Here is a 17148-nt window from a genome sequence, read left to right as displayed (position 1 = left end):
TGACAACCGACTCCATCGGTAGGTCTGTTTTGACTCCACTTGGGGATCTCAAAGCCAAGGTCTGAAGGTGAGAAGTGACTCCACTCTGAGTGCCCGGGAGTCACCTGCAGTTGTCCGGGGGTGGGGCCCGTCTTCAGCCGGTAGCGATCAGTCGGTCAGAGATCTGTCGCGGTCTGTTTGTGCTTGGCAGGGTGGGACTGGGCCCATGGCTGTGGGGTTCAGTGGTGAGATTGCTGAGTATTACGCGAAGTACCGTCCGGGCTATCCGCCGCAGGTCCTGGATGCCCTCCAGTCGGCGTTCGGGCTGGACACGGACGATGTCGTACTCGACCTCGGCTGTGGCACTGGTCAGCTCACCGTCCCGCTTGCCTCCCGGGTCCGCTCGGTCATCGGGATGGATCCGGAACCAGACATGCTCCGGCTCGCCAAGGAATCCGCTGCGCACTGGTCAGCAGCTTCTCGTCGGCTGCCTCGACCAGCTCGTTGACGAGCTTGGTGGCCAGCACGTACTTGCCCCGGACGGCTTCCGACCGTCCGGTCCCAGTACCCCGAGCTCGCCGAAGCCGCCGTCCGCGACCAGATGACCTACTGCGGGTTCCTGGCGCGCAGCGCGTCCAGGTCCGCCCGCAGAGGCGGCCGCCTGCGCACGTGCCTCGCGAAGCAGGTGACCGGCCAGCGTCAACGGACCGCCTCATCTACAAGACCGACGCCGCCACGTTCGACGGCCAGTACGGCAACGGCTCTGGCACCTACACCAGCCCACCCGCCTCCCCCCGAGATGCACAAGAACCACCGCGAACCGTAGGCCCTCATGTGACCCTGCCCGAGGCGCTCCCCTCGACTGTCGAGTACGACGAGCTCGTCGCCCGCGCCACCTGATCTACTCGGCCAGACCATAGAGGCAGGGCCCGGCCCTCCCCCTAATTGCCCGACACACTGGGACCGGATCAGGGAGTCAGGTCCAAGGTCCGGACGGTCTGGCCTTCCCACCGCCAAGGACCGGTGGGTCCGTCAGGCGGCGAAGCCGATGTTCGTGACGTACTCGTGGGCGCCGAAATCGGACCCGAGGTCGGTGGTGATGTCATCGAACCATGCCTCGCCCATGGCCTCGTCGTCGTCGGCCGCCCAGGCCTCGACCATCCGGTTCCAGCGCCGCACGTTGAGGGTGCGGAAGGAGATGGCACGGTGATGCGGACGGCTCACCTGGGACTGGTTGAGGGGATGGAACTCCATCCGGGTGCCACGGCCGCCCCTATTCAGGCGCTGCAGCAGATGCCGGGCCACGTTCTGGCGGCGCACCTGCAGGTAGGCAGCCTCCAGCTGCGTGAGGCTCTTCTTCGACGACGAGGCCTTGCTCTCGGCCCAGCGCTTCAGGGTGCGGTTGGTGACCGTGAGGCCGGCCTCGCGCGCGGGGGCCTCCGCATGCTCGGTTCGGGTGAGGTAGTGCAGGCGGGCCATCATGCCGCGGCGCTGGGTGACGGTCGTGGCGATGAACCCGGCGAGCTGGTCGAGCTGCCGGGCGGCGGCCTCGTAGCCCTTTATGCCGCGGGCGCCGAACTTGCCGAACTCCGGATTCCTGGCAGGCACCTATTCTGCCTCCCACGGCAGAAGGCCGAGATCGAAGAGCTGCGCACTCTCACCACCCGCCTCGCTCTCGCCGGGACCGTGCTTACCGATGAACTCGCCTGCCGCACCACGCCCGCCACTCAAGGCAACGTCGTGCCCTTGGCCCGTCCCGTGCACGCCGACGCTAAGGGCCGACCCGGGGATCCCGAGTAGGGCCCCAGAAGCCCCATGAAGCACGAGTCCGTCGTCAGCGCGTTTGTGGCTGCTGGGTATGCGCGCTGTCCTCGCGGGTGGCCGCCCACGAGGCGAGCAGCCGCAGGCCCTCTTCGGAGGGTGAGCCGGGTTCGGCGGTGTAGATGGTGAGGGTGAGGCCGGGTTCGGCGGCCATTTCGAGTCCTTCGTAGGCGAGGGTGAGCTCGCCGACGGCGTGGTGGTGGAAGCGTTTGGTGCCGGTGCCGTGGTGGCGGACGTTGTGGGCGCCCCAGCGGGTGCGGAAGTCGTCGCTTCGGGTGGAGAGCTCGCCGACGAGGTCGTGCAGGCCCTTGTCGTGGGGGTTGCGGCCGGCTTCGGTGCGCAGGATCGATACGGCGACGTCGGCTGCCTGGTCCCAGTCGGGGTAGAAGCGCCGGGAGGCCGGGTCGAGGAAGTTGAACCGGGCCAGGTTGGCCTGGTTGTGGGGCGCGGCGTAGACGTCGTCGTAGAAGGCGCGGGCGAGCTGGTTGGTGGCGAGCAGGTCCATGCGGCCGTTGCGCACGAAGGCCGGGCCTGCGGTGACGGCGTCCAGGACCCATTGCAGGCTGCGGTGTGCCTTCCACTGCGGGGTACGCCGCCGGGGGCGGGTGAGTGCGTCGGAGCCGTCCGCGGTGTGGGCGAGGTTCAGCAGGTGGGCGCGTTCGGCGTCGTCGAGCTTCAGGGCGCGGGCGAGGGCCTCCAGGACGGCCGGGGATGCGCCGGCGAGGTTGCCGCGTTCCAGCTTGGAGTAGTACTCCACGCTCATGTCGGCCAGTGCGGCGACCTCGCTCCTGCGCAGGCCGGGCACCCGGCGCCGGCTGCTCGAGGGCAGGCCCGCCTGCTCGGGGGTGATCTTCGCTCGCCGCGAGGTCAGGAACTCGCGGACCTCTGCTTGGTTGTCCACGCCTTCGACGGTACGTCCCGCCCGCGGCCATAGGGATGTACTGGCAGTACACCCCTTGTCCGTGCCTCGCTGCGCGCGCCAAGAGCGGGTTACCTGGATGACGTGGTGCTTTTCGCCCGGCCGTGAGCCGGCCGGACACAACGCCACCTGGCTCTGCACTCGGCGACAACCGCTAACCCCTCGGTACGTCGCCTCGGCACGCAAAGGAACCCCTCTCATGCGCGGCGCAATGATCTATGCCCCCGGCGACATCCGCTTCGAGACGCTGGACGACCCGAAGATCCTCAATCCGACCGACGCGGTCATCCGCACCGCCGTGACCTGCGTGTGCGGCTCTGACCTGTGGCCCTATCGCGGCCTGGAGCCGACGGACGAGCCGCATCCGATGGGCCACGAGTACGTCGGCTTCGTCGAAGAGGTCGGCAGCGAGGTCACCTCGGTCAAGGCGGGCCAGTTCGTGATCGGCTCGTTCGCCACCTCGGACAACGCCTGCGCGAACTGCCGTAACGGCTTTCAGTCCAGCTGTCTGCACCGCGAGTTCATGTCCACCTGCCAGGCCGACTACGTGCGCATCCCCAACGCCCAGGGCACCCTGGTCGCCACCGACGAGGTGCCGTCCGAGGAGCTGTGGCCCGGACTGCTGGCCGTCTCCGACGTCATGGGCACCGGCTGGTGGGCCGCCGACGCCGCCGAAGTGAAGCCCGGCTCGACCGCCGTGGTCGTCGGCGACGGCGCGGTCGGCCTGTCCGCCGTGATCGCGGCGAAGGAGATGGGTGCGGAGCGGATCATCGCCATGTCCCGCCACGAGTCCCGGCAGAAGCTCGCTCGCGAGTTCGGCGCCACCGACATCGTCACCGAGCGTGGCGACGAGGGCATCGCGCGGATCAAGGACCTCACCGGCGGCATCGGCGCCGACAGCGTGCTGGAGTGCGTCGGCACCGCCCAGTCCATGCGGCAGGCACTCCACTCCACCCGGCCCGGCGGCAACGTCGGCTTCGTCGGCGTCCCCCACGAGGTCGCCGTCGACGGGCAGGAACTGTTCTTCTCCCACGTCGGCCTGCGCGGCGGCCCCGCACCTGTGCGCCGCTACCTGCCCGACCTGATCGACCGCGTCCTGACCGGCCGCATCGACCCGGGCAAGGTCTTCGACCTCACGCTGCCCCTGGGCCAGGTCGCGGAGGGATACAAGGCGATGGACGAGCGCCGTGCCATCAAGGCGCTCCTGAAGCCCTGACCAGGGGAACTCGCCCGTCCGAGCGGCGTGCCCGAGCGCCGACTGACCCCATTTGATCATTCGGAGGAACCTTTCATGACGACCTTCGCCCTCGTCGGCGCCGGTCCCGGCCTCGGCCTGGCCTGCGCCCGCCGCTTCGGTGCCGCCGACCACGCCGTCGCCCTCCTCTCGCGCAACGCCGAACACCTCGCCCCTCTAGTGGGCGAGCTGGACCGAGACGGAGTCCAGGCTCGCGGCTACCCCGCCGACGTCCTTGACCCCGACTCCCTCACCACCGCTCTGCGGCGGGCTGGTGAGGAGCTGGGGCCGGTGGAGATCCTGCAGTTCAGTCCGGTGCCCCGCGCCGACTTCATGAAGCCGGTCCTCGACACCAGTCCGGCCGACCTCGATGGTCCGCTCGGCTTCTCCATCAAGGGCCCGATGACCTGCGTGAACGCGGTCCTTCCCGGTATGCGGGCGCTGGGGCGCGGCACGCTGCTGTTCGTCAACGGCGGCAGCGCGGTCCGCCCGCACCCCGACCGTGCGGGGACCTCGATCGCGTTCGCCGGTGAGAGCGCGTACGGGGCGATGCTGCACCAGGCGCTCGCGGGCGAGAACATCCACGCCGCCCAGCTCATCGTGCCCGGAGCCATCAGCCCGGACTCCGAGCACTCCAGCCCGAGCGTGCTGGCCGAGCGGCTGTACACGCTGCACACCGATCGGGACGGCTTTCGGCACTACGCCGAGCCGATGCCCGGCTAAGCCGGAGACCTTCTGCCATGCCCGGCACTGCCCTGCGCACCTTCGCTCACGCGGTCCCGGTCGCGGTGCTGCTGCTGTGACGGCGTGCAGCACCACCACGCCGGACACCGCCCCCCGCATCGTCGCCGCCCCAGGGTTCGTCGCGGTCGTCCGCGACCAGCCAGAGCGCGACCGAACCCTCCGAGGAGAACGCCGCCATGCGCATCCGCCTCATGGTCGACGGCCACAGCGTGGACGCCGTCTTGAACGACAGCGCCACCGCGCGGGACTTCGCCGGGCTGCTGCCGCTCACCCTCGATCTCGACGACTTCCAGGAGACCGAGCGCGTCGCCGATCTGCCGCGCAAGCTGAGCACCGACGGCGCCCCGGCGTCGTCCGACCCCAAGGCCGGTGACCTGGCCTTCTACGCGCCGTGGGGCAACCTGGCCCTCTTCTACCGCGATGGCCACCCCTCACCGGGCCTGGTCGTCCTCGGTCACCTCACCGACCGGGACGACATCACGCGCCTGGCCGACGCCGACCGCGTCCGCATCCAGCCCGCCTCCTAACCCGTCCCCCTTCCCAAGGAGAAGTTCCCCGTATGTCCGCTCCCGCCGCTCGCGCGCCGGGCAAGCTGCCCTTCGTCGTGTGGGTGCTCGCCGCCGGCACCTTCCTGATGGGCACCGCCGAGTTCGTCATCGCCGGCATCCTCCCGGACATCGCCCCCGACCTCGGCGCCAGCGTCTCCCACGCCGGACTGCTGATCACGGCCTTCGCCGTCGGCATGATCGTCGGCGGTCCGACCATGGCCTTGGCCACCCTGCGCCTGCCTCAGCGCCTCACCCTCGTCCTCGCCCTGGCGGCCTTCGCCGCCGGGCACGTCGTGGCCGCCCTCACCAGTTCCTTCACCGTCGTCCTGGCAGCCCGGTTCGTCACCGCGCTGGCCACCGGCGCGTTCTGGGCCGTCGGCTTCGTCATCGCCACCACCGCCGCTGGGCCCGCGAACGCCACCCGGGCCGTCAGCGTGCTGATGGGCGGCCTGACTCTGGCCAACGTCGTGGGCGTCCCCGCCGGGTCGCTGGTCGGGCACATCACCGGCTGGCGCGGACTGTTCTGGGCCCTGGCCGCGCTCGCCGCCCTCGCCGCCACCGTGATCGGCCGCTTCATCCCCCGAACGGAGCAACGCACCCAGGTGTCCGTGCGGGACGAAATCCGGGCACTGCGCCAGGGCCGGCTGTGGCTGGCGCTGGCCTCGGCCGTGCTGATCATGGGCGGTGTTCTGGCCGTCTACACCTACATCACCCCGCTGCTGACCGACCGTGCCGGCATCCCGGACGGTGCCGTGCCCCTGGTGCTGATCGCTTTCGGCGCCGGCGCGCTGGGCGGCACCGCGATCGGCGGCCGGTTCGGCGACCTGTGCCCGATGGCCACGACGATCCCGGCCGCCGCGGCGACCGCGCTGATCCTGCTCGCGCTGATCCCGCTGTCCACCACCCCGGTCGCCGCCATCGCCCTGATCTTCCTCATGGCCCTGGCCGGGTTCACGATCAACCCGGTCGTCACCGCCCTCGCCGTCCGTGTCGCTGGCGACGCTCCCACCCTGGCCTCCGCGCTGACCACGTCCGCGTACAACACCGGCATCGCGGCCGGCTCCGCGCTCGCCGGGCAGGCCCTCGCCTCCTCCCTCGGTGTGACCGGGCCCGCCCTGGTCGGTGCCGTCTTCGCGGGCCTGACCCTGCTGCCGCTGATCGCCCTGGCCGTCACCACCAAGCGCCGGACGACGCGCACGGTCGCCCACGGCGTTCCCGACACGCCTGTCCCGGCAGCGCGGGAGACCGCTGAAGCGACGTCGGCGCGGAGCTGAACCGGTCTGGCCGTCCCGCACCTCACCTACCTGGAGCACCCCCATGAACCCCGAAAACCCCACCTACGACTTCACCGCGCAGGTCGCCTTCATCACCGGCGCCAGCTCAGGCATGGGCCTGGCCGCCGCCCGGGCGTTCGCCGCTTCCGGCGCCGCCGTCGCCCTCGCCGACATCGACGAGAAGGCTGTCACCGCCGCCGCGAAGGAACTCACCGACAACGGGCACCAAGCCCTCGCTCTGGTCTGCTACGTCACCGACGAAGACCAGGTCGCCGCCGCCGTCGACCGCACTGTGGACACCTTCGGACAGCTCGATATGGCCTACACCAACGCCGGCATCATGCCCCCGCCCACCGACGCCGCAGCCTAAAGCGCCGACCAGTTCGACCGCGTCCAGGACATCAACCTGCGCGGCATCTGGGCCGCCATGAAGCACGAACTGCGCCACATGCGCACCCAGGGAAGCGGCTCAGTCGTCAACTGTTCCAGCCTCGGCGGCCTCGTCGGCAACCCCGGCCGCGCCGCCTACCACGCCTCCAAACACGGCGTCATCGGCCTGACCAAGAGCGCCGCACTCGAATACGGGGCACGCGGCGTCCGCATCAACGCCGTCTGCCCCGGCACCATCAGCACCCCCATGGTCGACGCCATGGTCAACGGCGGAGAACTCGACCGAACCCAGGCCGAGACCGGCCAAGCCATCGACCGTCTCGGCACCGCCGACGACATCGCCCAGGCCGTCCTGTGGCTGTCCAGCCCCGGCGCCAGCTACGTCACCGGCATCGCCCTGCCCGTCGACGGCGGCTACACCGCCCAGTAGCCGCTCGCCTTTCACCGCACCATCAGACCGTTGCAGAACAAGGAGACCTGCCATGCCCGAGCAGTCCGCCCCCGAGGAACTGAGGGACATCGCTCCCAAGCTCGTCGAGGTCACCAACGACGTCCTCTTCGGTGACATCTGGAACCGCCCTGGTCTCTCGCCCCGCGACCGGAGCCTGGTCACCGCACGCTGGCCGCCCTCTACCGCAGCGAGCAACTCGACTACCACCTGAGCGTTGCCCTGGACAACGGGTTGAGCGTGCAGGAGCTGTCCGAAGCCATCACCCATCTCGCCTTCTACGCGGGCTGGCCCAACGCCATGACCGCGATCAACAGGCTCAAGAAGATCGCCGACCAGCGCGACTCCTCCTGAACCTGCCTGCTCACCCCAACGCCCCCACCTGACAAGGATGAAGGCCATGGAGCACATCACTTCGACCCCGACGGCCAAGGCGCCGACCGAGCGGTTCACCGGCGACGTCTACCTCAACATGATCGAGGCCCCTACCGAACCCGCCCGCCTCGCCACAGCCCTGGTCCGCTTCACCCCTGGCGCCCGCACCAACTGGCACAGCCACGCCAACGGCCAGACCCTCTACATCACCGACGGGGACGGTCTGGTCGGTACCCGCGACGGCAGCGTCGTGCGTGTCAGCGCCGGACAGATCGTCAAGTGCCCGGCCGGTGAGGAGCACTGGCACGGCGGCACCGCGAAGCTCCTGGGAGAGTTGCAGGTCTCAGCTGTTTCAGGCCGCGGTCGTCGGGTTCGCTGATTCGGCGGCGCGGCGGTATTCAGCGTTGATGCGCTGGGCCTCTTCGAGCTGGTCCTCGAGGACGATGATGCGGCAGGCGGCCTCGATGGGGGTGCCCTGATCGACGAGTTCCCGGGCGCGGGCGGCGATGCGCAGCTGGTAGCGGGAGTAGCGGCGGTGGCCGCCCTCGGAGCGCAGCGGGGTGATGAGACGGGCTTCACCGATGGCACGGAGGAAGCCCTGGGTGGTGCCGAGCATTTCGGCGGCCCGGCCCATCGTGTAGGCGGGGTAGTCCTCGTCCTCGAGACGGTCGAACGAGTCGTCTGCTGTCATTTGCACCTCTCTGTGGAACACGCTTGAGGGGCCCTGGTGCCATATGGCACCAGGGCCCCGAAGGAACATCTACACCATCTGCCGGCCCTGGAACTGCGCCGGCCTTCTGTGTCCGCCGACCCGACCTGGGAGTTGTCGGGGACGCGGGGATCGCGGTTGCTTGACCGGAGACCACCTCACTATCGATGTCCTGCGGTACCCGGGCTCAACACTCCGCCCGGGCGATCCTGATGGCGCTCGTTCCTCCGTTCTTCCCTCGGTAATCAACCACTTACTAAACGGGGGGACTTGATACTGCTGGTACTGCTCTACTGCGTACTGCTGGTGTTGCGAACTGCTGCGTGGCCTGTGGCAGCGCCACTCTTCGGCAGCCAGCCCCGTCGCCCGTCCTGCGTCTGCTCTGGCTTAGAACCCCACTACCGAACCTCCCGGTGCGCGCGCCCGCAGCCGACGCCTTCACCGAGGTACTGCTCACCAATTTCACTGCTGGGTACTGCGAACTTGCACTGACGGGAACCGCCACTGCTGACCGCGGTCCCGCCGGCGGCGGCCCCTGATCACTGCGGGCCACCCGGTCCGGTCGCCAGCCCCGCCGCCGTCCTGCAACAACCCTGGCTTCGGAACTCCACCACCACACCGTCCTACGCACTGCAACTTCTGCACCACTGCCCGGCAGTTCATCTCTGCCGGGCCCTGCTGACCTTTTGGCTACGAGAGAAACCATAACCACGCCACCACCCAATGTCTACTCTGGCCGACATAGATTTCTGCGTGGTCGACAGCGAGATATTCGACCTCAAACAGCGGAAGGGCGAGAGCAATGCCGATCACCTGCTCGCTGTCGGTGATCGCCAGCTGCCGGGAGACCTGTGAGCCGAGGTCGCCCCCCATGAGCGGCGTAGCGGTGGTAGCCGAGTCGGCGCATCAGCTGCGCGAAGGCCCGGGCCACCCCGGGGCGGGGCCCAGCCGGTGGCGGTCCCGGAGAACTCGAAGCCCGGCAGCGTCGGCACGACGACGTGGAAGGCGTCCGCGGCGTCACCACCATGGGCCTCCGGATCGGTCAACGGCCCGACTATGTCGAGGAACTCCTCGATCGAGCCTGGCCATCCGTGGATCAGCAGCAGGGGCATCGCGCCCGTGACCGCGGAGCGGACGTGGAGGAAGTGCAGGTCGTGCCCGTCGATCTCGGTACGGAACTGCGGAAACGCGTTGAGCCGGGCTTCTTGGGCCCGCCAGTAGCGGGCAGATCCTGCGTGTAGCCGAGCGGGATGCCCTGCGTCCACCCTGCCCCGGGCGCTTCGTCGGGCCAGAGCATGGCGTCCAGGCGGCGGTGCAGATCGTCGATCTGAGCCTGCGGTACGTCGATGCGGAAGGGCCGGATGCCGGCCGAGGCAGTCATGGGGCCCAAGCTAGTGACGGTCACCGGAGGTCCGCTTCCGTGGCAGGTCGCTCGGGTGACCTGCACGGCGCAGGTGAGGTGGGTGGCGTGTCCGCGCCGCCCGGGCCGTCGCGGGCTGGGCGGCTTGAAGCCCCTGGTAGGACGGTTCTCACCACAAGATCGTCTGCTGAACCAGAGGCTTCACGTTGGTCACCTGTGTTGCCACGCTCGACGTCCCGCGCCACACCGCCGAGTTCCTCGCCCGGCTGCCGGCAGCCCACCAGCGGCGGTTGCGCACCCCGTGACCTCTGACCCCCGCCGATGCCTTCGAGGCATGCAGTCGAACCCCAATTGGTCTTCGACGGCAGCACCGCGCGTCCCCAGAATGCGGGCACCACCCCTTCGCGTTCCCGAGGAGTTCACCGTGTCCCTCTTGTACGCCCGGCGCCGCTGTGCCGTGTTGGCCCTCCTCATGCTGTCCCTGGCCCTCGTGCCGTTCTCACCGCTGGCGGCGAGACCCGCGTACGCCGCGACCGCCGTACCCGGTGATCCGCTCACCGGCAGCGGCGCCGTGACCAGGTCGGTGCTGACCGCCGCCGCCCTGACCAGCGGCGCGGCCACCGGCACCGTCGCCGACGACGCCTTCGCGCTGCCCGCGGCGGCCGCCGCCCCGACGCACACCTTCGAGGGCACCCTGACGCTCAACGGCGTGGCCACCGCTAGAGGCTTCAGCACCATCAAGGACACCTACAACTACGCGTCCACCGCCGCGCTCAAGCACCTGCCGCCGGTGAGCATCGACCTCGTGCAGAACGGCAGCCACGTCATCCCTGCCGTCCGCGGCCTGCAGATCACCGGGAGCGCGTACTGGAACCTGATCGTCGGGGGCGGCCGCGCCTGGAACGAGAACGGCGACGGCGGCCGCACCCGCGTCTCGCTGCCCTTCGCGCTGGTCGAGCGCAACGCCAACTGCGTGCACAACGGCCTGCTGACCTTCCTCTTCGACGGCAGCACGATCTCCCGGGTCCGCTACCAGATCGTGCACGAGACGTGCGAGTACTTGCAGTTCGACATGTGGGGCCAGGTCGGCGCGACCTACTCCCGGCACACCGTGACCGGTGACACCGACCTGAAGAACGCGTACGCCGCCGAGGTCGCCAACCGCATCCCGACCAAGCCGATCAGCGCGCTGAGCACCGACCACCCGAACGCCGGCATCGACACCAGCGCGTTCGGCAGCGGCGTCACCGCCTCGGCGCTGAGTACGTACGGCGTGTCCTACGGCGGGGTGAACTACGTCGGCGCGTGTCGGACCCGGCAGGGCGCATACCCGTACTGCAACCAGATGGTGCTGCCGTCGTACTCGCTGGCCAAGACGATGTTCGCCGGCATCTTGCTGATGCGGCTGACGCAGGTCTACGGCTCGTCCGTGCCGTCGCAGCTGATCCGCGACTGGGTCAGCGAGGCGGACACCTCCGCCTGGACCGGCGTCACGTTCCAGGACACCGCGAACATGGCCACCGGCAACTACTCCTCCAGCGCCTTCGAGTCCGACGAGTCCGGCAGCGGCATGACGGCGTTCTTCGACGCCGAGGCGTACGGGCCGAAGATGGCCGCCGCGCTGGCTTTCCCGCACTCCGCCGCGCCCGGCACGCAGTGGGTCTACCACTCCTCCGACACCTTCGTGCTGGCCCGGGCGATGCAGAACTACCTGGTGTCAAAGGCCGGCGCCGGCAGTGACATCTACCGCTGGATCCGCGACCAGGTGCTGGTCCCGCTGCACCTGAGCCCGGACGTGCTGACCACCGAGCGCACCGACAACAGCGCCACCGGGCAGCCGTTCGGCGGATACGGCCTGTTCTACACGCAGGACGACATCGCCAAGGTCAGCCGGTTCCTGAACGCCGACGGCGGGAAGATCCGCGGCGTGCAGAAGCTCGACCCGACGATGCTCGCCGACGCGATGCAACAGAACCCGGCGAACCGCGGCATCACCACGACCGCCGACACGACCGGCAAGACCTACCAGTACCAGGACGGCCTGTGGGCCCGGCAGTTCACTTCGGCGGACAACCCGGTGTTCACCAGCCCGGTGTACGTGCCGTTCATGTCCGGCTTCGGCGGCATCACCGCGGCGATGCTGCCCAACGGCGCCACGTACTACTACTTCAGCGACAACAACGAGTTCGACTGGTCGGCGGCGGCCGCGCAGGCGTACAAGCTGGCCGCCACCGGCGGAGGCGGCTGAGGCGGCGGGACGTGCACGGCCGGCCGGCTGCTCGGCAACGGCGGCTTCGAGACCGGGGCGGCGTCGCCGTGGACGGCGGACGACAAGGTCGTGTCCGACAACGCGCGGGAAGTGCCGCACAGCGGCACGTGGTTCGCCTGGATCGACGGCTTCGGCACCGCGCATCCGCCAGCCACCTGGTCCAACACCGACGCCGCGTTTCTCCGAGACGGAGGACGACTCGCTCCAGACGTCGTTCGTCATCGACGACGCGTCGCTGAGCACCAGCTGAGCACCCGCTCGCGTACCTGCTGAGCCGTCGGCGCGGCCCCCGCCGCCACAGGCGCTCCCGCTCCCGGGCGTTTGGGGCGGGGGCCGTGCCAGCCCCGTATCGCTGCACGAAGTACGCCCGCAGCTCGTGCACCACCACCCTCGACGTCGATTGCGTGCGCAACATGACACTGCTGACTGTCCGCCCGCCGTGCCGAGGTGTGGGGCCCTGCAACTCACACGCCGGTGCCGCTCCTGATCCGCGCCTTCTCGAACTCGGACACCGGGTCGCCTCCGGCGCTCCAGGGCCAGGCCGCGACCGTACCGTTGATCACCTCGAAGACCGGACGGGCCTCGCCGCGCCGCTCGGCGGCCATCAGCGCGTAGGCCAGCAGGTTCAGGTCGGCGAGGGCCGCCGCGTGGTGGAAGAACCCGGGCCGGGCCCAGGTGCGTGCCGCACGGTCGAGGGCTTGGGCGGCCGATGCGTGGGACCAGTGGTTGCGTGCCATCAGCGCCTCGACTCCGCCCCGGGCGAGGACGGACTGGTACTGCAGAACCTGGGCGGTGAGCTCGGTGGCCGCGCAGGGCGCGTCCGCGGGTGTGCGGGCGCGGACCGCGTCGACGAAGTCCAGTACCTGGACGCGCGATCCCATCTCCTCCGGCCCCAGATAGCGCAGCATGCTCAGATACGCCTCGCGGTTCCAGCGGTCGCGGGTCAGTACCTCGTGCCACAGGCCGAACACCTCCGGCTGACTGCGGCGCTCCAGCCGTGACAGACCCACCAGGACCACCCAGGGAGTGGGGTCCTCCGGCGCCAGTTCGGCGGCGCGCAGACAGCTGTCGGCGATGCCGGCCGCGTCCTCCAGACGCCCCCGGGAACGTCCGCGTTCGAGCTGCGCCCATGCGGAGAGGACGAGCGCGCTCGCGTTGCGCGGCTCACGAGCGGCCCAGGCACGGGGCCCGTGCGATTCGGACAGGCGGTACGCCAGCACGGAGAGCTGGTGGGTGCGGCGGTCCCAGTCGGCCCGGCTCTGATCCAGGAGACGGGATACCTGGGCCATGCACAGGTCCGTCGTCGCCATCGTGCCCGTACTTGTCGTCGCCTGGAGGGACTTCAGCAGCCGGCTGAGGGCAGCGTCGTCGAGCTCCAGGACGAGACGTGCCCGTCCGCGACGATTTGAGAAGAATGCCATGCACACCTCGTTGAGGACCTGGTCGTGCCCGCCGGCGTTCCCGAGGCCGCGGCGACCGTTCTGCGCACGGCCCGCGAGCTGCTGCGCCAGTCGTCTCGGGCCGGCAGCTGATGCGGGATATCGCCGCATGGTGGGGCGCGCCGGGGCCACCGTCCAATGCCTGCCCGGTCTGGGCGGGCTGCCCGCCAGGCATACCTCCAGCTCTCGGGGGCCTGCCGACCGTCGGATCGGCTTCGCATCGTGGTGAGGGCCGTGGTCTGCGGTCGTCGCTGCAGTTCATAGGCGGTCGGCGACCTGGGGCCCGTACCGCTCGACACAAAAACGTGACAACCCGGCCGCGAATGCCTCGATGCTGCGCAGCGCATAGTGGCTGGCGTCCCACGCCGCGTGCAGGTGGATCTGCAGCGGTTCGCCCGTGCTGTCGAGGATCAGCAGCGGGTGCAGGTCGAAGCGGGGATCGTCGGAGACCACCGCGACACCATGGCCCGAAGCCACCATGGCCTGTGCGACGTGCGGGGTGTCGCATTCGAGCACGATGTCGTACGAGGCGTCCGCATCCTGCACGGCATGGTCCAGGATGCGGCGGGTGCCGTGCGCCGGGGTGAGGACGATGAGGGGCTCCGCGGCAAGTTCCCTGATGGTGACGCGGTCCCGGTCCGCCCAGGCATGGTCGGCACGGACATAGGCCCACAGCGGCAGGCGGGCCACCGGGAGCCCGGCGAAACGGCGCCTCGGAGGTGCCGAGGAGATGGCTACATCGGCTCCCCTCGCAAGGGCCTGGTACGCATGTGCCGGACTCTCCGCCTGCACGGTGACGAGCGGATCCTCCGGCCCCCAGGTGGCCAGGAACGGCGCGATCACGTCGGTGATGGTGGTGGGCGGCGCCGCCACGGTGATCCGCATGGCACGACCGGCAGCCAGCGCACCGACTGCGGACTCGGCGGCGTCCGCGCGGGCGACCAGGTCGCGGGCCAGGGGAAGGAAGCGCCGGCCGGCCGCCGTCAGGACCATCTGCTTGCCGCCGCGGTCGAAGAGCGTCATCCCCAAGGCCCCTTCCAGGCCGCGCAGTTGGCGCGACAGCGAGGGCTGGGCGACGCGGACCACCTCGGCAGCCTTGGTGACGGAACCGGTCTCCACGATGGTCAGGAAGTAGCGCAGCACTCGGAGTTCCATGGCGGTGGTCCCTCGGGAGACGGAGGAGGCATGACACCTTCATGCCTCAAAGGCATGCTAATCAACCCTCACAAGTATTTGAAGCTATGGCTGACTGGCTGCATTCTTGTCCCACCCTCGGCCCCGCCCTCCGGAATCTCTGTCCGTCGGCGCCCGAATCTCCGTCGGCTTCTCCTCGTAGAGCCCTCCCTTCGATTGGTTGGTGTCCCCGCATGGCCCGCCCCCTGCCCCTGATCCTCGCCCAGGCGCCCGGCCGCCCGGCCGACGACCTCGCAGGCTTTGCCGCCGACGTGGAGCGGCGCGTGAAACTGCGCGCACCCGGCGCCCTCGTCGTCTACCCCGAACTGCACCTCGGCGAGAGCGCCCCCGGCATCCCGGCCACCCCGGAGAAGGCCGCCGAGCCGCTCGACGGCAAACGCGATGCGGCCTTCGCCGAGCTCGCGGGGGATCTGGGCATCTGGCTGGTACCCGGCAGCGTCTACGAACGAGGCACCGGCGACCGCGTCCACAACACGACACCGGTCTATTCACCACAGGGTGAGCGACTCACCGCGTACCGCAAGGTCTTCCCGTGGCGCCCGTACGAGACGACCACGCCCGGCGACCGGTTCGAGGTCGTGGACCTCGCCGGGGTCGGCCGCATCGGCCTGTCCATCTGCTACGACACCTGGTTCCCGGAGATCTCCCGCCATCTGGCCTGGATGGGAGCCGAGTTGATCGTCAACGTGGTCCGCACGTCGACGAGCGACCGCGCGCAGGAAGTCGTCCTCAGCCGCGCCAACGCCATCACCAATCAGGTCTTCGTCGCCAGCGTCAATTCCGCCGCCCCGTCCGGGGTCGGCCGCAGCCTCGTCATCGATCCACAGGGCACGGTGCGCGCCGAAACCGTCGATGCCGGCGACTCCACCCTCACCGACGTGATCGACCTCGACGAGGTCAGCAACGTCCGCCGCTACGGCACCGCCGGTCTCAACCGGATCTGGGACCAATTCCGCCCCGGCGACCCAGCCCTCGAGCTCCCGCTGTACGGGGGCCGCATCGACCCCGCCACCTGGAACCCCGCCCACACCACCGAGGAGCCACCACGATGAACAGCGAGACCACAGACAACACCATGAGACTGAAGGGCGACCTGAGCCTCCTCTCCGTCGTCCTGTTCGGCCTGGCCTACATCTCCCCCGGCATCGTCGTCACGATCTTCGGTGTGGTCGCCGCCACCAGCGACGGCGCGGCCCCGACCGCGTTCGCCATCGCCACCCTCGCGATGCTGCTCACCGGACTGAGTTACGCGAAGATGGCGCGCGCCGTGCCCGGCGCGGGGTCGGTCTACACCTACGCCCGCAAGATGCTCGACAGCCGCATCGGTTTCCTGTCCGGCTGGGCGATGCTGCTCGACTACTTCTTCATCCCGATGGTCGGCTGGCTGATCACGGCGATCTACTTCAACGCCCAGTTCCCTGACATACCCAAGTGGGTCTGGCTGATCGTCTCGGTGGGCATCACCACCGCCATCAACGTCTTCGGCATGAAGCTCGCGGACCGCGTCAACAAGGTCCTGATGTTCATCGCTCTGGGGTCGCTGGTCCTCTTCGCCACCCTGTGTGTCGTCTTCCTCGGCAAGCACGGCTCCTCCGCCCCCGCCACGGACGCCCTGTGGAACTCCGGCACTTCGATCGGCGCGGTCACCGCGGCCGCCGCCATCGCCGCGTACTCCTTCCTCGGCTTCGACGCCGTCTCCACGCTGGGCGAGGAGGCCAGGGGCGGGGCAAAGACGATCGGCCGCGGCATCATCGGCTGCGTCATCGCCGCCGGAGCGATCTTCATCGGGCTGTCCTTCGTGATGCAACTGGTCCACCCCGGCGCGAAGTTCGCCGACGTCGACGCGGCCGCCTACCACCTGAAGGTCCAGGTCGGCGGCACAACGTACGCCGAGATCATCAACTTCGTCACCATCGCCGGATCCATCGCCTCCTGTATCGCCCTGCAAGCCTCCGCCGCCCGCCTCATGTACGTCATGGGACGCGACGGCGCACTGCCCAAGGCCGTCTTCGGCAACCTGTCGCAGAAGACCGGCACGCCCGTCCTGAACCTGCTGCTGACCGCGGCCGCCGGTGTCATCGCCATGAAACTCGACCTGACCACAGCCACCTCATTCATCAACTTCGGCGCCTTCCTCGGCTTCACCCTGGTGAACGTCTGCGTGATCGCCCACCTGGTCCGAGAGCGCAGACACGGCCGCACCCCCAACCTCTTCTCGTACCTGGTGATGCCGGCCGTCGGCGCCGCCGTCTCCCTCTACCTGCTCACGAAGCTCGGTCACGTCGCACTCCAGATCGGCGTCGTCTGGCTGGCGATCGGCGTCGTCTACCTGGCCGTCCTGACCAAGGGCTTCCGCCGGCCCGCACCGGAGATGACCTTCGACGACGACACCGCGGCCACGGACACGGTCACCGCGTAGCTCCCCTCCCTCGCCTGGGCTCGTCG

At 69.4% G+C, this 17148-nt stretch carries 18 protein-coding genes and 2 pseudogenes; 12 read left to right on the top strand and 8 right to left on the bottom strand.

The genetic code is table 11. The features are described from left to right. The first annotated feature begins 205 nt into the window (after nt 1–205). Nucleotides 206–487: a class I SAM-dependent methyltransferase gene (locus tag OG698_RS47200; RefSeq protein WP_406110583.1), complete on the top strand. Its 282-nt coding sequence runs from the start codon at nt 206–208 to the stop codon at nt 485–487. 161 nt (nt 488–648) lie between these two features. Further along, a complete protein-coding gene (locus OG698_RS47195) occupies nt 649–879 on the top strand; it encodes a hypothetical protein (protein WP_406110581.1) in 231 nt (76 codons plus the stop codon). A gap of 132 nt (nt 880–1011) precedes the next feature. On the opposite strand, the gene OG698_RS47190 is transcribed toward OG698_RS47195, so the two are convergent. Both OG698_RS47190 and OG698_RS47185 read right to left on the bottom strand, forming a co-directional pair. Continuing rightward, nucleotides 1012–1587 (bottom strand): transcriptional regulator, encoded by a 576-nt coding sequence (locus OG698_RS47190; protein ID WP_406110579.1) that lies wholly within the window; start codon nt 1585–1587, stop codon nt 1012–1014. Between the two features lie 226 nt (nt 1588–1813). Beyond that, nucleotides 1814–2701: a helix-turn-helix transcriptional regulator gene (locus OG698_RS47185; protein WP_406110577.1), complete on the bottom strand. Its 888-nt coding sequence runs from the start codon at nt 2699–2701 to the stop codon at nt 1814–1816. Between the two features lie 217 nt (nt 2702–2918). Between OG698_RS47185 and OG698_RS47180 the strand changes: the two genes are divergently transcribed. The 7 genes and pseudogenes from OG698_RS47180 (at nt 2919) to OG698_RS47150 (ending at nt 8111) form a co-directional block, all read left to right on the top strand. Then, a complete protein-coding gene (locus OG698_RS47180) occupies nt 2919–3935 on the top strand; it encodes a zinc-dependent alcohol dehydrogenase family protein (RefSeq protein WP_406110575.1) in 1017 nt (338 codons plus the stop codon). 75 nt (nt 3936–4010) lie between these two features. Then, nucleotides 4011–4676 carry an SDR family NAD(P)-dependent oxidoreductase gene (locus tag OG698_RS47175; protein WP_406110573.1) on the top strand — a complete coding sequence of 222 codons (666 nt, stop codon included), beginning with the start codon at nt 4011–4013 and terminating at the stop codon, nt 4674–4676. Between the two features lie 197 nt (nt 4677–4873). Continuing rightward, a complete protein-coding gene (locus tag OG698_RS47170; RefSeq protein WP_406110571.1) occupies nt 4874–5224 on the top strand; it encodes a cyclophilin-like fold protein in 351 nt (116 codons plus the stop codon). Between the two features lie 32 nt (nt 5225–5256). Continuing rightward, complete coding sequence (locus OG698_RS47165; RefSeq protein WP_406110568.1) at nt 5257–6519, top strand: MFS transporter; 1263 nt, start codon at nt 5257–5259, stop codon at nt 6517–6519. A 43-nt stretch (nt 6520–6562) separates the two neighbouring features. Continuing rightward, nucleotides 6563–7339: pseudogene (locus tag OG698_RS47160) on the top strand (SDR family NAD(P)-dependent oxidoreductase). 52 nt (nt 7340–7391) lie between these two features. Next, nucleotides 7392–7711: pseudogene (locus OG698_RS47155) on the top strand (carboxymuconolactone decarboxylase family protein). Nucleotides 7712–7757: 46 nt separating this feature from the next. Continuing rightward, on the top strand, nt 7758–8111 hold the full coding sequence (locus OG698_RS47150; protein ID WP_406110567.1) for a cupin domain-containing protein: 354 nt from the start codon (nt 7758–7760) through the stop codon (nt 8109–8111). On the opposite strand, the gene OG698_RS47145 is transcribed toward OG698_RS47150, so the two are convergent. From OG698_RS47145 to OG698_RS47130, 4 genes are all read right to left on the bottom strand, one after another. After that, nucleotides 8085–8423, bottom strand: coding sequence for a MerR family transcriptional regulator (locus tag OG698_RS47145; protein WP_406110565.1), 339 nt, complete (start codon nt 8421–8423; stop codon nt 8085–8087). The genes OG698_RS47150 and OG698_RS47145 overlap by 27 nt on opposite strands. Nucleotides 8424–9131: 708 nt before the next feature. Next, on the bottom strand, nt 9132–9314 hold the full coding sequence (locus OG698_RS47140; RefSeq protein ID WP_406111795.1) for a hypothetical protein: 183 nt from the start codon (nt 9312–9314) through the stop codon (nt 9132–9134). After that, nucleotides 9251–9607, bottom strand: coding sequence for an epoxide hydrolase N-terminal domain-containing protein (locus OG698_RS47135; RefSeq protein ID WP_406111699.1), 357 nt, complete (start codon nt 9605–9607; stop codon nt 9251–9253). The genes OG698_RS47140 and OG698_RS47135 overlap by 64 nt, the downstream gene beginning before the upstream one ends. Further along, a complete protein-coding gene (locus OG698_RS47130; protein ID WP_406110563.1) occupies nt 9538–9822 on the bottom strand; it encodes an epoxide hydrolase N-terminal domain-containing protein in 285 nt (94 codons plus the stop codon). The genes OG698_RS47135 and OG698_RS47130 overlap by 70 nt, the downstream gene beginning before the upstream one ends. A gap of 403 nt (nt 9823–10225) precedes the next feature. On the opposite strand from OG698_RS47130, the gene OG698_RS47125 reads away from it, so the two are divergent. After that, a complete protein-coding gene (locus tag OG698_RS47125; RefSeq protein ID WP_406110561.1) occupies nt 10226–12049 on the top strand; it encodes a hypothetical protein in 1824 nt (607 codons plus the stop codon). A gap of 485 nt (nt 12050–12534) precedes the next feature. On the opposite strand, the gene OG698_RS47120 is transcribed toward OG698_RS47125, so the two are convergent. Both OG698_RS47120 and OG698_RS47115 read right to left on the bottom strand, forming a co-directional pair. After that, nucleotides 12535–13491, bottom strand: a complete 957-nt coding sequence (locus tag OG698_RS47120; protein WP_406110559.1) for a hypothetical protein — start codon at nt 13489–13491, stop codon at nt 12535–12537. A 276-nt stretch (nt 13492–13767) separates the two neighbouring features. Then, nucleotides 13768–14664, bottom strand: coding sequence for a LysR family transcriptional regulator (locus OG698_RS47115; RefSeq protein WP_406110557.1), 897 nt, complete (start codon nt 14662–14664; stop codon nt 13768–13770). Between the two features lie 212 nt (nt 14665–14876). Between OG698_RS47115 and OG698_RS47110 the strand changes: the two genes are divergently transcribed. Together OG698_RS47110 and OG698_RS47105 are read left to right on the top strand one after the other, a co-directional pair. Next, complete coding sequence (locus OG698_RS47110; RefSeq protein WP_406110555.1) at nt 14877–15755, top strand: carbon-nitrogen hydrolase family protein; 879 nt, start codon at nt 14877–14879, stop codon at nt 15753–15755. Then, nucleotides 15752–17122 carry an APC family permease gene (locus tag OG698_RS47105; RefSeq protein ID WP_406110553.1) on the top strand — a complete coding sequence of 457 codons (1371 nt, stop codon included), beginning with the start codon at nt 15752–15754 and terminating at the stop codon, nt 17120–17122. Before OG698_RS47110 ends, OG698_RS47105 begins: the two co-directional genes overlap by 4 nt. The last annotated feature ends 26 nt before the right edge of the window (nt 17123–17148 follow it).

It is taken from the genome of Streptomyces sp. NBC_01003 (assembly GCF_045162695.1).
Lineage (GTDB): Bacteria > Actinomycetota > Actinomycetes > Streptomycetales > Streptomycetaceae > Streptomyces.
The sequence above is the reverse complement of the archived record's forward strand: the minus strand, read 5'-3'. Positions and strand labels throughout refer to the sequence as shown.